This window comes from Muriicola marianensis (assembly GCF_014638095.1).
GTDB lineage: Bacteria > Bacteroidota > Bacteroidia > Flavobacteriales > Flavobacteriaceae > Muriicola > Muriicola marianensis.
Map to the genome: position 1 here is coordinate 257,616 of NZ_BMFH01000001.1, position 15,596 is coordinate 273,211.

A 15,596-nucleotide genomic window follows, 5' to 3' on the forward strand; every position below is an offset into this window, starting at 1 on the left:
AAAATGATTAGTGCAATTCACACAGCAAACAGAATCCTTTTGTATTGCATTTCAACCTGTTTATTGCCATTTTTGATTATATCATGTTCCCGAAGCGATCATGGTAAATTATTTCGGGAAGTCCCTCCTGATATCAGTGGAATCACTTTCAACAATTCCCTCACGGAAAACTACGCTTACAATATGTTGATGTTCTCCAATTTTTACACCGGTAGTGGTGTTGGGATACTGGACGTAGATAATGATGGACTGAAAGATATTTTCCTTGGAGGAAACCAGGTAAGCAGTAAACTATATCTGAATAAAGGGGAACTCCAATTCCAGGACATTACTGCCACAGCCGGAGTGGAAACAGATCGCTGGATCACTGGTATTTCTATCGTGGATATAAATGCTGATGGATACGATGATATTTACCTCTCGGTTTCCGGATTTATAAGCCTGGGTAAAACTGAGAACCTTCTGTACATCAACAATGGGGACAATACCTTCACAGAAATGGGGGCGGAATACGGGTTAAACGAAAAAGCACAAACAACGCACACTAGTTTTTTTGACTACGACCGGGATGGAGATTTGGATGCTTTTATGGCCATCAACCCTACTGATTTCACCCTTTTTTATATGAACAGGGTTAAGAGACCCTCATTAAACGGGGAAGCCAAAAGTACAGACAAGCTCTATGAAAACCTGGGCGACGGTACATTCCGTGACGTAAGTCTCGAAGCCGGGATCAAGATAGAGGGGTACAGTCTGGGTCTTAATACGTATGATTTCAATGGGGACGGATGGACCGATATCTACGTGACCAATGATTTCATAACCAATGATATCCTGTATTTGAACAAAGGGGATGGGACTTTTGAAAACGCTCTGAAATCATCTTTCGATGTGACCAGTTATGCCAGTATGGGGAATGATGTGGCCGATATAAATAACGACGGACTTCCCGATTTGTTCACCCTGGATATGTTGCCGGAAGACAATCAGCGCGAAAAAATACTGGTCAATACGACCAATTACAATTTTTATCAGATGGTGCTTAAACTGGGGTATCACCCCCAGTTTTCCAGGAATATTCTGCAGCTCAACAATGGTGACGGGACCTTTTCTGAAATTGGACAGCTGGCCGGAATATCCCGTACGGATTGGAGCTGGAGCCCCTTGTTTGCCGATTTTGACAATGACGGATTACTGGATCTGCACGTTACCAACGGATTCAGGCGGGAGTTGGGAAATCTGGATTACATCAATTACAACACCCATTCTCCCTTCGTGAACCCGGGCTCCGATATTCAAAAACAAATTGATGAAATACACAAGACTCCTGGTATTCCTTTGCCCAACTATTCCTTCCGAAATACGGGGGATTTGAGTTTTGTCAATACCACCAATGAATGGGGATTTGAAAAGCCGACATACAGTAATGGCAGTGCTGTCGCGGATTTGGACAACGACGGAGATCTCGATTTGGTAATCAACAATGTCGATATGCCTGCCATGCTCTATGAGAATCGTTCTAATAAAAATGGAAATCACTTTGTTAAGGTTAAACTGAAATATGAGGGGGCCAACCCGGATGCGGTCGGTGCTAAGGTTTACCTGGAAAGAGAGGGGGGCAAGCAGTTACAGACGGTCAATCCCTATCGGGGCTATCTCTCGTCCTCTGATAAATCACTGCATTTTGGTCTGGGTGATTCACCAGGAGAATTTCGTTTTAATATTATATGGCCTAATGGGGAGCAGACATACCATGCCCTGAACAGCGTAGACAGTTTACAGGAAATAGAATTTTCAATCCAGGAACCTCTCGTTGACTCAGGTTCAGAGACATCTGAAACTCCATTATTTACAGATATTACGGAAATTTCCGGCCTCACCTATACCCACAGGGAGGACAATCATGTAGATTTTCACCAGCAATTTCTGCTGCCTCATCAGCATTCAAAACTGGGGCCCGGTCTGGCGGTGGGAGACGTCAATAACGACGGTTATGAAGATTGTTATGTAGGAGGTGCCAAGGGCCAGCCTGGTAAACTCTTCATCCAGCAAAAGGGCAATACATTTATGGAATCCGCGGTTCTGTTTGATCCTCAATACGAAGATATGGGTTGCCTGTTCCTTGATTTTGATCAGGATGGAGACCTGGATCTGTATGTGGCAAGCGGGGGCACAGGAGCCAAGCTTGGAACCGGATCATATGTGGATCGACTTTATGTGAATGACGGAAGGGGGAATTTTACACGTTCTGAAGGACTCATTCCAGAACTGGATGTTAGTACGGGCACTGTGACCGCTTCTGATTTTGACAAAGATGGCGACCTGGACCTCTTCGTCGGGGGCAGGATCCAGCCAGGGGCTTATCCGCTGCCTACTTCCAGCTACCTGCTGGTGAACCAGAACGGAAAGTTTGAGGATAAGACCGGGGAGATCGCTCCCGAACTCCGCGATATAGGTATGATAAGTCAGGGCCTATGGACCGATTACGACGGGGACGAGGACCTGGATCTGATCCTGGTGGGGGAGTGGATGCCCATTACTTTTTTCCAAAACCAGAACGGAAGATTAAGCAATCAGACCCGGGCTTTAGGATTGACTGAGACCTCTGGTTTTTGGAACAGTATTTCAGCATCTGATATCAATCAGGATGGACGGATAGATTATATTCTAGGAAATCTGGGTGCGAACAATACCTATCGAATCAACAGTGAATCGCCATTGACGCTTATCGCAAAGGATTTTGATGAGAACGGTTCAGTGGACCCACTACTTTTTAAGGAATATGTAGATGGCATACACCCGGTGGCTTCCAGGGATGCCTTTTTAAGCCAATTGCCCCAGATGCGGCTAAAATACCCGAACTATAGGAGTTATTCCCGGGTAGACCAGCAAACCCTTTTTGATGATCCGGGGATTTGGGAGGGTGGCCTGGAGTTGAAGGCATACACAGCACATCATAGTTATCTTCTTAATTTAAGTAATGACAGCCTAGTCCTCGATTGGATGCCCAATGAGGCGCAATTTGCTCCCATATTTGGCTCTCTTGTGCTGGATACGAACAGGGATGGCAAAGAAGAAGTGCTTTTGACAGGTAATCTGTTCTCCAATAATGTCGTAGACGGGCCGTACTGTAGCTTCCGGGGTGCCCTAATGGAATATAATCCGCACGGTATTCGCGTCACCAGGGGTAATTCTGGCAACGGGTTTTTGTTAGGAGGTGACAGGAAGTCTTTGGGGTTGATCACCCTGGGTGATGGACAGCTTGCAGTGATCTCATGCACAAATGACGGGGCAGTTTCCGTATTGCGGTTCAACAGGGAAATTGAGATGGAAAAATTTCGTCCTGAAGAGAACAAAGTAATTATCTCACTTTCCAACGGAAAGAAATTGGTACGGGAAGGCTATTATGGCTCAGGTTATTTAAGTCAGGGCAGCAGGATAGTAATATTGCCGGAAAATTGGCAAAAACTCACGTTTTATAACCCTGAAGGAGGCTCGAGAACAATAACAAGGTAAAGTTTTGAATATTAGGTGTTCTCATCATTGTGATATTTAGAAACTCAAGTCTTTAGTTTTGTTAGGTGCTACCCGGAAAAATGAATCTAAAGACCCTACAGCCCTCTGATTATTTGAGAAACGAACATTTCATGAAGCTATGAAGTACCTGCGAATTAAAGCGATTCTTTTTCTTCTCTTCAGTTCAGGGTTTGTATCCTGCTCAGACAATGAGGATAAATGGGTATGGAAGACCATGGAGGTTACAGCCACCGCCTATAATGCGATAGAGTCCCAAACCAATTCTCTTATAAATATTGCCGCCTGGGGGGACACACTTAAACCGGGTATGAAATGTATTGCAGTCTCCAGAGACCTTTTAAAGAAGGGTTTGAAGTACGATACACCCGTTAGGATCGAGGGATTTGAAGGGATTTACCTGGTAAAGGATAAAATGCATAGCCGGTGGGAAAATCGAATTGATATCTTTATGGGCCTGGATGTGCAGAAAGCCAGGGAATGGGGTCGCAAAAAAGTGATCATCCAATACGGGGTTAAGGTGGTTGATAGTTCTCGAACTAATATATCAGTAAAATGAAGCGATGGTTGTCATGCGGAATATGGATAGGAATTCCAACACTCCTGATTGTCATGTCTTGTGCCACAACCCGCATCATCGACAGGCCTATAGTCTTCAACGAGGAAAGAGAAGAGCTTACTAGAGCCTATATGGCCGAGCGCTACGGCCTAAAAGACAGCAGCCTGACCATTACTCCAAAAATGATAGTCCTTCATTGGACAGCCATCCCTAGCTTCGAAGGGTCATTCGATGCTTTTAACGATCCGCTTATTCCTCAATGGCGCACCCTTGTTGGCAATGCGGGGAAACTCAATGTCTCCTCCCATTTTCTGGTTGGACGGGATGGAACCATCTACAGGTTGATGCCTGAAACCGTGATGGGAAGGCATGTGATCGGACTCAATCACTGTGCTATCGGGGTGGAAAATGTAGGGGGCACTGCAGAAACGCCCCTCACTGAGGCCCAGCTCCGGTCGAATATCTGGCTGGTGGATTATCTGAGTAAAAAATACAATATCGAATACCTGATCGGGCATTACGAATACCCTCTTTTTGAAGGCCATGAACTCTGGCTGGAAAAAGATCCGGCTTACAGGACTGAAAAAGAGGATCCGGGAGAAGAATTTATGGCCCGTGTCAGAAAAGCGACTAAAAATTGGAATTTTAAACCCGTACCAAAGCAATAATATGAAGTATCTGAAAGCATCGTTCCTTATCTTTTTTATTTGGGCTTGTAAAGAAGCACCGGCTGAATCTCAGAAAGATATTACTTCCTCCCTCTACGAGACCTATGAAAAGTATAAAGAACCCAGTCTTGATAAGAGGCGTATAAAACACGAGGATATTGTATCACTTCTGGAGCAGCACCGGGATGATCCCGGGGTTGAGATTCAGAAGGTAGGGGAGTCTATTGAGGGGCGATCCCTGAACCTGGTCAGTCTTGGAAATGGAAACACCGATGTCTTCCTCTGGTCACAGATGCACGGCAATGAACCCACGGCGACCCAGGCCATATTCGACATCCTTAATTTCTTCAAGAGCAGCGATTTCAAAGAAGAAAAGTCCGAAATCCTGAGCAACCTTAGACTACATTTTCTGCCTATGCTCAATCCCGACGGGGCGGAGGTATTTAAAAGGGAAAACCGGCTGGGGATCGATATCAACCGAGATGCCCTCAGGCTTCAATCCCCGGAAGGACAGACCCTGAAAAGAGTGAGGGACAGCCTGCAGGCCGACTTCGGCTTTAACCTGCACGACCAAAGTACTTATTACAATGCGGAGCGCACTGAGAAACCGGCCACGATCTCCTACCTGGCCCCGGCCTATAATTACGAGAAGGAGATCAATGAGGGAAGAGGCAACGCCATGAAGGTCATAGTCTTTATGAACAGGATCATCCAGCAATACGCTCCAGGTCAGGTTGGCAGATACAACGACGATTTTGAGCCTCGGGCATTTGGGGACAATATCCAAAAATGGGGTACCAGTACAATCCTCATTGAATCAGGAGGATACGCCGATGACAGGGAAAAACAGGAGATCAGAAAACTCAACTACGTTTCCATCCTTTCTGCTCTATATTCTATCGCAACAGAAAATTATAAAGACATAGGGATAGAACAATACGAGCAGATACCGGAAAATGACCGAAAACTATTCGACCTGAAACTGACCGAAGTGACCTATGAGTTATTGGGGAAAGATTATATCCTCGATATTGGGATCAACCAGTTGGAGGTCGACAAGGAAGGTAATCGCGAATTTTGGTTCAGCAGTCGGATAATCGACCAGGGCGACCTGTCTACATACTACGGGTATGATACGTTTGACGGAAAGGGATATACCTTGGTTCCGGGTAAATTATATCCTGAGATCTTTGAAAGCATGTCTTCTGTTACCGAAGACCCCGGCAGGGTCCGTGAATTGCTGAAGGAAGGGTACACCTCCGCAAGGGTCAGGAACATCCCGGCTGATTCTCTTTATTCGCCTGTCCCATTGCATATGGTGACTCCCGGATATCAAATGCCTGAATTTAAATTGGAAGCAGGAAAAAACCCCACCTTTCTTCTAGAGAAGGATGGGGATTATAAGTTCGCCATCATCAATGGATTCCTGTTGGATCTTTCTGAGGCGGGTCCTGAATTACTTGAACAATGGGGACGCAAGAACGCGATGATTTACCGTTGATCAGTTGAAGCCAGATCGGATTAGTATCCGAAGCTGAAATGCATCTGGCTGCCGTTCACGATAATGGCAATTAACATCACGAAAAGGGTCAGCACTATAGAAGTGAATACGGACAGTACCAGGCTTTTAAATCCTTTTGAAAGGGAGCCGAGGGCACTCTGACTGATAATTTCGTTGATAACATCCATGATTTCTCTCTTTTACGTTAAACAATCTTTAGTTTTTAGGATGTATGTTAATCGCGATATACATTCGGGTTGCTATATATATAACAAGGATGATGCCAAAAACCCTAATAAGATGGTGATAATTAAAAAGGGAGGACCTGTTGGATCCTCCCTTCAATATATTCTCAGCCCTTTGTTCTATTGGCATCCACCGGTAAAACCGGTTGCGTTGAATTCGGTTTGTACGGCACCCTGTCTGGAGCCGTCTGTCACCTGAATGGCCAGGTTATTTACCCCGCTTCCATCTCTTTTGGGGGTACAGTATTCAAACAGGTAATAACTATTGGCACGTTCAGAAACCCTGAAGGAAATATCGTTGAAGGTAGATTCAAGTTCTTCCTTATTACCGGCAAAGACACTAAAAGTACGACCGATCTCCGAAAGGACTTCGGCATCGATCTCCGCGCCAAGTCCGATGGTAAAGAAGGAAATATTCAGGTCTGCATTCTCTACTTTTTGAAGTGCATCCCTTTCAGAATATCGGGAGGCCTGGTCCGTACCGTCCGTAAAAATGACAATAGAAGCAGCGCTGATTGTGGCATTGGCCCGGGCTCCGTCCAAAAGGTCTTCGGCTATGTTAGTCGACTTGATCACCGCTCCGTACAGGTCGGTCGACGGGTCATTGCTGATATCCGGAGTGATCCCTTCCACAGCTAGTGTCAGTTCCTCTTTTACAGGCGTCAGGGGTTGCAGGAGATGCAATTCATCTTCCCCATCGAACCAATAGATCGCCATTTTAAAACTCTCCTGGGAACTTTCCGGCATCACGTTATCGATAAAACTGATGGACGCAGTTTTAAGCTCATTCAGGCTGTTGCTGAGCACACTGTTACTCAGGTCTAAGACCAGCAAGGTATTGTTGCTGAAGATCTGGGAATTGGGCGATATACGCGCAAAGGACTCCGAGGTGGATATGGTATTAAAACAGTCGTCATTCCTGCCCTGCTCATAGATCGTAAACTGATCTGCCGTGAGTCCGGCTACCGGATTTCCCTGGGCGTCAGAAACCCGAAAGAAAACTGACACCTTTCCCGGAAGGGTGGTGAATTTATCCTGTATGGAGAGGATGAGATCATTCTCACCGAGGTCCAGACAGTCGTCTACCGGTTTACCTATACCCAGGTCACCACCGGGGTTAAGTTCGAAATTGACATCGTCATCTGCGTTGCCGCAGGAGATAAACAGGGAAGTGACAAGAGAGAATACAAACAGGTATAAACGGGTTTTCATTTTCAAGAATTAAGGTTCACCCACAAAACGCGACTTCCTCCATTTAAGTATGTGCAGGGTTCTACTTTTTTTACAGTATTTTGAAATCGCTGTCAACCGATGAAATTATAAGGGATTTCCGGAAGTAATTGTTAAAGGATTCGACCGTATCTTTATTTTTTGATACCTTGTTATTAGAAGTCGAATGTGAGAATATTGGCCCGGTTACAATCATTATGAGTCGATTTCAAAATAGCAGGCCGAAAGAAATCAAGTTGTACTGAGAATCGACCTTTGTACTAAGCCAAACAGCACATTAGGAAATAAAAAACATGAAGATTTTGCTTTTTGGGGTTACCAGGGATATCACGGGAAAATCCGAGTTGGAATTGCCGAATGACAAAGCTGTTTCTTTTGTTAAGGTGGAAGACCTGAAGACATTCCTGATGGAGGAATACCCGGAATTAAAAAAGCTGTCGTCCTTGGCCATTGCCGTGAACAATGAATATGCCGCGGATGAAAAGGGTATAGGGCATGGAGACGAAATCGCCCTGATCCCGCCGGTAAGCGGGGGCTAACTTTATATTGAATATGTTGATCGACAATCACGGGAGAAAGATAAATTACCTGCGGCTCGCCGTTACAGACCGTTGCAACCTCAGGTGTCATTACTGTATGCCTGCGGAAGGTATCCACTTTGCCAAGAAAAATAACTTGCTGACCATTGAGGAGCTCAAGTTACTGGCAGGTACTCTGGTTGATCAGGGAATCGATAAGATCAGGATCACCGGGGGTGAACCCTTTGTGCGAAAAGATCTGATGACCTTACTCAGGTATCTGTCCTCCCTTGAGGGGATCAGGGAAATATCGATGACTACCAATGCCACCCTGATCGGGCCTTACATAGCTGAATTGAAGAGCCTGGGTATCACCAATATCAACCTGAGTATGGATGCCATCAGGAAAGAGACCTTCGAGAAGATCACCAGGAGGGACCAGTTCGATGTGGTCTATAACAACATGATGGCGCTGATAGAAAGCGGTTTTAATCTCAGGATAAATTTTATCGTTTTGGAGAACCAGAACGAACAGGACATCATCCCCATCCTCAAGTTACAGGAGCAATATCCCGTTTCCGTAAGATTTCTGGAGGAAATGCCGTTTAACGGGGGAAGCAAAGAGTTTCAGGCTATCAAATGGAATTACCGGGAGATCCTTGAATACATCAGGGGATTTTATCCGGGCTTTGAGAAATTGGAATCACCGCCAACCTCCACCTCCATCAATTACAAGATCCCCGGGCATGAAGGTTCTTTCGGGATCATCCCATCTTTTAGCCGAACCTTTTGCGGTACCTGTAACCGGTTGAGGGTCACGGCCACAGGCGATGTGATCACTTGCCTTTATGGCAAGCCTAAAATGAATGTCAGGGATCTTCTAAGGGGCAATGATCCAGTTCCTAGCTTAAAGTCGGCCATCACAGAGGTGATCGGTCAGCGTGCCAGGACCGGTTTTGAGGCACAGGAAGAACACAAAGGCGTTTTTGAGAATTCAATGACCTCCATAGGAGGATAAAACTCATAATATTTTGGATAATCACCTCACATATGATCAGTCGGCCCCCGTGCTTTACGGGCTGATTCTCGCAGGGGGGAAAAGCAGCCGGATGGGAAGGGACAAGGCCCTGATCTCCTATCACGGCAAATCACAATGGGAGGTACTGTATGATCTTGCCCAAAAATTGTGCACGAGAACCTTCCTCAGCCTGAGGAAGGATCAGCAAAATGACATAGCGACGGAGGCCGACTCCATCCTGGACAGGGATGAATACCCGGGACCATTCAATGGGATCCTCAGCGCTCATAAAGCATTTCCGGATGCCGCCTGGCTGGTACTTGCCTGCGATTTACCCCTTATCGATCATAAGACCCTTCAATTGCTTGTCGATTCACGTGACTCCTCAATGGATGCAACAGCCCTGGCCACACAGGCTACCAAACTCCCTGAACCCCTGGCAGCCATTTGGGAACCCCGGGCTCTGGACAGGGTCCCGGGCTACCTCAATAGCGCAGCCTCAAGCTGTCCGCGGAAGTTTTTACTCAATTCAGAGATATCCCTGGTCATCCCGCCTCGGGATGAAGTGCTGGCCAATGCCAACTCACAGGAGGATTACGAACGTATCAGACAGGTATTGGAATCAAAATGAAAAGAGATAGATACATTCGGCAAACGTCCTTGAAAGATTTCGGGCCTGAGAAGCAAGAGATGCTGCTTAGGGCCAGGGTGCTGGTGGTAGGTGTAGGCGGACTCGGGATCCCTGTTCTGCAGTACCTCAAAGCTATGGGAGTGGGATTACTGGGATTGGTGGAACAGGATGTGATAGAACTGTCCAACCTGCAGCGACAGGTGATTTACGGTGAATCGGATATTGGAAAGTCGAAACTGGATACTGCCGCTGAGAAGCTCAAGGGAATGAATTCCGAAACAGTAATTCAAACACACGATACCTTTTTAACCCGCTCCAATGCCCTTGAGATTCTTTCCGGTTATGACCTTATTGTTGATGCATCTGATAATTTTGCAACGCGCTACCTTATCAATGATGCCTGTGTGATCCTGGACAAACCATTTGTTTCAGGAGCTATTCACGGTTTTGAAGGGCAGGTCAGTGTATTTAACTATCAGGAGGGTCCGACATACCGTTGCCTTTTTCCCTCCCCACCCGAACAGGGGTTTATACAAGACTGCAATGTTAATGGGGTCCTGGGGGTTATCCCGGGAATCATTGGGACATTACAGGCCATGGAAGTAGTAAAGGTAATTACCCGAATGCCGGGAATCCTAAAAGGTAAACTCCTGCTTTACGACGGCATCGATCAGAGTATCCGCCATATCTCATTTCCCGTGATCGAAGCAAATAAGACTCGTAAAGCCCTGGAACCCCGGTACGATCCGGAAGATTGCAGCCGCGTTCCTGTAATCAGCGTTGAAAAGCTACACCGAGAACTCCGTGAAAACAGGGAAAAAACTTACCTGGTGGATGTTCGATCCCACGCGGAATACGATTTGAACGGACTTGTAGAGGCTGTCCACATCCCTCTCGAAGCCCTGGAAAGCTCAACCGAAGAGATTCCAAGTGACAAAACGGTTTATTTCATATGCCGGTCCGGTACCAGAAGCCTGGTCGCTGCGAAGTATTTGATAGAATCCCGAAGTAGTGGATCCGTGTTTTCAGTGGAGGGTGGTATTGAGGCATGGGAAAAACAGTTTGGTATCTTAGGGTAGTCAGATCTCGAAAGGGGTTATTTTAAAAGGCTCTCAATACATTTTTCCGGACAAAAGTTATATTTTGGGAACAACTCTCCTGAATGCCTATGATCAGTTACAGTGACGCGCTAGCTCTGGTTCTCGAACAGCACCTCGACTTTGGTACTGAAGAAATCCTATTGACAGAAACCTATGGTCGGGTTCTGGCTGAGGATATTCATGCCGACAGGGATTTCCCCCCATTTAACCGGGCTACCAAGGACGGGATTGCCCTCAGGTACGAAGCTGTAGAAAACGGACGCTTATCCTTCGAGATCGCAGGTGTTCTTGCGGCGGGTCAGCCGGTGATTCCCCTGGAAGAGCAGGAGAGTTGCGTCGAGATCATGACAGGGGCGGTCGTTCCCTATGAAACCGACACAGTGGTGATGTACGAACACCTGACCGTGGAGGGTGATATTGCCACTCTGCAAAAGATACCCGAACGCGGGCAAAACATTCATCTCAAGGGTAGCGATCATAAAAAAGGAGACCTGATACTTCCAAAAAACACCAGGATAGGCGCTGCCGAAATGGGGATTTTGGCCACAGTGGGCAAGGATAAAGTGCCCGTGCGGAGGTTACCGAAGATCGCGGTGATCTCTACCGGGAATGAACTGGTGGATGTAGGGGATACGCCCATGCTGCACCAGATCAGGAGGTCTAATACCTACAGTTTGTACGGCGCATTGCAGGAACTAGGGATCAGGCCTATGCTTTTGCATATTGATGACGACGTCGATCTGATGAGACAAAAGCTTTCTTATTTGATCGATGAGATGGATGTTCTGATCCTCAGCGGTGGTGTATCCAAGGGAAAATTTGATTACCTCCCTCAAGTTTTAGAGGAATTGAAGGTGAAAAAAATATTTCACAGGGTTGCCCAGAGACCCGGAAAACCCTTCTGGTTTGGTAAGAATGAGTCATTATCCACCCTGGTTTTCTCCTTTCCCGGAAATCCGGTCTCTACCTTTTTGAATTATTATCTGTATTTCATCCCCTGGTTTTGCAAGTCGGCCTGTTTATCATATGAACGCCAATTCGTCCGATTGTCCAACATGGTGGAAAACAGGTCGGACCTCACTATTTTTAAGGGGGCCAATCTCATGATAAAGGAAGGAGATACCGTCGTGGAGATGGTAGACAGCTCCGGATCGGGAGATTTGGCGCACCTTTCAGAAATCTCCGGATTCGTGCAATTGGATCCCCGCGACATGGCGTATCAGGCAGGGCAGATCGTACCATATATCGCTGTAAAAAACGTGATTTGAAATGACACATGAACTCAAGAATATTTTTACCACGTATGAGACGGCTGCTAAATCGGGCCTGAGATCAGTAATGGCCACGGTCGTCGCTTTAAACGGATCCTCCTACCGCAAACCGGGCGTGAGGATGTTGATCCTGGAGAATGGAAAAATGGAGGGGGCAGTAAGCGGAGGATGCGTGGAAAAGGAAATTGTGCGTCAGGCAGAAAGTGTTTTCAGTACGGGTATCCCCAGGGTAATGATCTATGACGGACGATACAGGCTGGGGTGTGAGGGCATTTTGTATATTTTGATAGAACCCTTTGTTCCCTCTTCAGCCTTGATCTCAGACTTTAAGAAGCATCTCCGCTCGAGAGAGCAATGCGAGATCACCTCTTATTTTAAGAAAGCGGAGCAGGAGGGAACGGGATTTGGCAGCATCATAGAGATCGGGGCAAAGACCTATCCCTTCCATCAGGACCTTTCTCCCGATGAATCTTTGGAATGTTTTACCCAGGAACTCTCTCCTTCCATCCGACTTTTTATCATTGGCTCTGAACACGACGCCGTAAACCTATCTTCCCTGGCTTCACAGATGGGTATGGAAGTGATGCTGGTGGTCAATCCCATGGAAGAGAAGACTCAGGAGCATTTTCCGGGAGCCATGGAATTTCTGCCAGTCCTGCCGGAAACATTTCCGATAGACGAGATCGATGAAGAGTCGGCCGTTGTTTTGATGAACCACAGTTATTCCAAGGATTTACAATTTTTGATAAAGCTTCAAAAGGGGAAACAGTTTTATACGGGGATCCTGGGGCCCAATAAAAGGAGGGAGGAACTTCTAAATGAACTCATGGAGCATTGCCCTGAAGTAGAACTCGAATTCCTGGACACCGTTCACGGCCCGGCCGGGATCGATATAGGGGCAATCACCCCACAGGAAATAGCGGTTTCAATTCTCAGTGAGGTCCTGCTTCAACACAGGGGCAGGGTACCATTGAAACTCAGGGACAAAAAGGGGTCCATTCACACATCGTCCTCATGAAGATCGCCCTACTCCTTTTGGCGGCAGGGGCATCCCGGCGGATGGGCAGACCCAAACAACTGCTCCCATGGAAAGATACCACCCTGTTGAACCATGCGATCCAAACGGCTCTTTCCTGCAATTCAGATGATGTGATCGTTATCCTCGGTTCTGAGGCCGAAACAATTCAAAAAAATCTCAAAAAGGGAAATTATAAAATACTGGTCCATAAGGAATGGGACAAAGGGTTGGGTTCAACTATTGGAAAAGGAGTCACCTATCTTGAGGCCTCTGATCCCACAACACACGCCGTTTTGATCATGCTGGGAGACCAGCCTCTCCTCGGTTCCGATCACCTCAATGCTCTTATCGACCGATTTAAAAAAGAGGGTAAAGGAATCATCGCTACCGATTACGGGGCCAAACTGGGTGTTCCCGCTGTGTTTTCCCGGGAATATTTCGCAGAACTCGCACGGCTTCAGGGCGACTCCGGGGCCGGGAAACTGATTGCCTCTCATGCCGATTCCGTGATAGGAATCCCGGGGGGGAGAAGAACAGCCGATTTAGATTCTCCTGAGGACTACTTATCTTTAACACAGACCCGCCTAAGATCCGATTCATGAGAGACATCTTTTTACTCATAGCCTGTTGTGTACTGACAACAGCTATCGCCCAGCAATCCCCCGAAATGAGCTTTGAAGAATACAACCCCGTTTCCACCCTGGTGGTTCCGGGGGAGGAAGTCCCCAGGGCCAAATATCCCTTTGTGGATATCCACAGCCATCAGTTCAGGATGGCAGAACAAGACCTTTCGGAATTGGTGGAACCCATGGACAGGATGAATATGGCCGTAATGGTGAATCTGAGCGGGCGCTCAGGGGAAAACCTGAAAAAGATGATCGCCAATATAGAATCGCATTATCCAAACCGATTTGTGGTCTTTGCCAATGTAGATTTTACGGGGGTAGGGAACCCTGACTGGGCGCAAAATGCAGCGGCGCAGCTGGAGGAGGATGTTCGAAATGGAGCGAAGGGTCTCAAGATCTACAAGAGCCTGGGCCTGCGAAACCTCGATGTAAACGGAAACCGGATCGCTGTGGATGATCCCAGGCTGGACCCAATTTGGGAAAAGTGCGGTGAATTGAAGATCCCGGTATTGATTCACTCTGCTGATCCAAAATCCTTCTGGGATCCCATGGATTCAAAGAACGAACGCTGGCTCGAATTGAAAACTAGGCCAAACCGGAAACGGAGTGATACAGACCCTGCTCCCTGGGAGCAGATCATCGCTGAGCAGCACAACATGTTCAAAAAGCACCCGAATACACTTTTTATCAATGCCCATATGGGCTGGTTTGCCAATAACCTGGGCAGACTGTCTGAACTCCTGGAAGAAATACCCAATATGTATGTGGGTATCGGGGCCATAATAGCCGAGCTGGGAAGACAGCCCAGTTTTGCCCGTGCCTTTTTTGTAAAATACCAGGACAGGATCCTTTTCGGTAAGGACAGCTGGCAACCTGATGAATTCCCAACCTACTTCAGGGTCCTGGAAAGCGACGATGAATACTTCCCCTATTACAAGAAATACCACGCTTTCTGGGCCATGTACGGCCTCGACCTGCCGGACGAGGTGCTCAAAAAAGTATATTACAAGAACGCCATCAAGCTTATCCCAACCTTAGACGAATTACTGTTTCCGACTGATTGAGTAATTAATTTTTTTAGGAAGGCCGAATACACACTTCGATGAGTAAGGGAAAAAATTTCACTAAAAATGTGATTTTTTGAAACCTTCACTTACTAATACATCAAACAGCTGCAGCAAGGCATGCCCGACGAGAAAGAATTCGTAAGGATTATCAAAGAGCACCAGGGATTGATCTACAAGGTTTCTGCCCTGTATACAGAACAAAAACACGACAGAAATGACCTGTATCAGGAGATCGTGTATCAATTGTGGAAATCTTTTGATTCTTACAGGGAAGAGGCTAAGATCAGTACCTGGATGTATCGTGTAGCGTTAAATACTGCCATTACCCATTTGAACAGGAAAAAGAGGCGGGTAAGTGAAGTATCTGTTGAGGTCCTGCCTCAGATAGCTGCAGAGCATTCTCAGGAAATACTGGAAGAGAGGGTCAAACTTCTCCACAGGGAGATCGAGAACCTGAACATCCTGGAAAAGGGGATCATTCTCCTGTTGCTGGAGGGCAGGACATACCAGGAAATTTCAGAGATCACCGGCCTGACGTCTACCAACGTCGGAACAAGGATCTCCAGGATCAAGGAAAAATTAAAAGCAAAGATGACTAAAAAGTAGCGTT

General features: G+C 46.7%; 15 protein-coding genes. 13 read left to right on the forward strand and 2 right to left on the reverse strand.

Annotated features, from left to right (window positions below):
- Positions 1-189: 189 nt before the first annotated feature.
- From IEV19_RS01275 to IEV19_RS01290, 4 genes are all read left to right on the forward strand, one after another.
- A complete protein-coding gene (locus IEV19_RS01275; RefSeq protein WP_188368897.1) occupies positions 190-3,516 on the forward strand; it encodes a VCBS repeat-containing protein in 3,327 nt (1,108 codons plus the stop codon).
- A 139-nt stretch (positions 3,517-3,655) separates the two neighbouring features.
- Positions 3,656-4,093 carry a 3D domain-containing protein gene (locus IEV19_RS01280; RefSeq protein WP_188368898.1) on the forward strand — a complete coding sequence of 146 codons (438 nt, stop codon included), beginning with the start codon at positions 3,656-3,658 and terminating at the stop codon, positions 4,091-4,093.
- A 53-nt stretch (positions 4,094-4,146) separates the two neighbouring features.
- Positions 4,147-4,761, forward strand: coding sequence for a peptidoglycan recognition protein family protein (locus tag IEV19_RS01285; protein WP_229732442.1), 615 nt, complete (start codon positions 4,147-4,149; stop codon positions 4,759-4,761).
- A gap of 1 nt (position 4,762) precedes the next feature.
- Positions 4,763-6,262: a M14 family zinc carboxypeptidase gene (locus IEV19_RS01290; protein ID WP_188368900.1), complete on the forward strand. Its 1,500-nt coding sequence runs from the start codon at positions 4,763-4,765 to the stop codon at positions 6,260-6,262.
- Between the two features lie 20 nt (positions 6,263-6,282).
- Here IEV19_RS01290 and IEV19_RS01295 read toward each other — a convergent pair whose 3' ends face one another.
- Both IEV19_RS01295 and IEV19_RS01300 read right to left on the reverse strand, forming a co-directional pair.
- Positions 6,283-6,450: a hypothetical protein gene (locus IEV19_RS01295; protein ID WP_188368901.1), complete on the reverse strand. Its 168-nt coding sequence runs from the start codon at positions 6,448-6,450 to the stop codon at positions 6,283-6,285.
- Between the two features lie 177 nt (positions 6,451-6,627).
- Positions 6,628-7,719, reverse strand: coding sequence for a vWA domain-containing protein (locus tag IEV19_RS01300; RefSeq protein WP_188368902.1), 1,092 nt, complete (start codon positions 7,717-7,719; stop codon positions 6,628-6,630).
- Between the two features lie 311 nt (positions 7,720-8,030).
- Between IEV19_RS01300 and IEV19_RS01305 the strand changes: the two genes are divergently transcribed.
- From IEV19_RS01305 to IEV19_RS01345, 9 genes are all read left to right on the forward strand, one after another.
- Positions 8,031-8,276, forward strand: a complete 246-nt coding sequence (locus IEV19_RS01305; RefSeq protein WP_188368903.1) for a MoaD/ThiS family protein — start codon at positions 8,031-8,033, stop codon at positions 8,274-8,276.
- Between the two features lie 13 nt (positions 8,277-8,289).
- Complete coding sequence (moaA, locus tag IEV19_RS01310) at positions 8,290-9,273, forward strand: GTP 3',8-cyclase MoaA (RefSeq protein ID WP_188368904.1); 984 nt, start codon at positions 8,290-8,292, stop codon at positions 9,271-9,273.
- Positions 9,274-9,286: 13 nt separating this feature from the next.
- A complete protein-coding gene (locus IEV19_RS01315; RefSeq protein ID WP_229732443.1) occupies positions 9,287-9,904 on the forward strand; it encodes an NTP transferase domain-containing protein in 618 nt (205 codons plus the stop codon).
- On the forward strand, positions 9,901-10,983 hold the full coding sequence (locus IEV19_RS01320) for a HesA/MoeB/ThiF family protein (protein WP_188368905.1): 1,083 nt from the start codon (positions 9,901-9,903) through the stop codon (positions 10,981-10,983). Before IEV19_RS01315 ends, IEV19_RS01320 begins: the two co-directional genes overlap by 4 nt.
- Before the next feature lie 83 nt (positions 10,984-11,066).
- Complete coding sequence (locus IEV19_RS01325; protein ID WP_229732445.1) at positions 11,067-12,272, forward strand: molybdopterin molybdotransferase MoeA; 1,206 nt, start codon at positions 11,067-11,069, stop codon at positions 12,270-12,272.
- 1 nt (position 12,273) lies between these two features.
- Complete coding sequence (locus tag IEV19_RS01330; protein ID WP_188368906.1) at positions 12,274-13,293, forward strand: XdhC family protein; 1,020 nt, start codon at positions 12,274-12,276, stop codon at positions 13,291-13,293.
- On the forward strand, positions 13,290-13,895 hold the full coding sequence (locus IEV19_RS01335; RefSeq protein ID WP_188368907.1) for a nucleotidyltransferase family protein: 606 nt from the start codon (positions 13,290-13,292) through the stop codon (positions 13,893-13,895). Before IEV19_RS01330 ends, IEV19_RS01335 begins: the two co-directional genes overlap by 4 nt.
- Positions 13,892-14,983 carry an amidohydrolase family protein gene (locus IEV19_RS01340; protein WP_188368908.1) on the forward strand — a complete coding sequence of 364 codons (1,092 nt, stop codon included), beginning with the start codon at positions 13,892-13,894 and terminating at the stop codon, positions 14,981-14,983. The genes IEV19_RS01335 and IEV19_RS01340 overlap by 4 nt, the downstream gene beginning before the upstream one ends.
- 120 nt (positions 14,984-15,103) lie before the next feature.
- Positions 15,104-15,592 carry an RNA polymerase sigma factor gene (locus IEV19_RS01345; RefSeq protein ID WP_188368909.1) on the forward strand — a complete coding sequence of 163 codons (489 nt, stop codon included), beginning with the start codon at positions 15,104-15,106 and terminating at the stop codon, positions 15,590-15,592.
- Positions 15,593-15,596 lie beyond the last annotated feature (4 nt).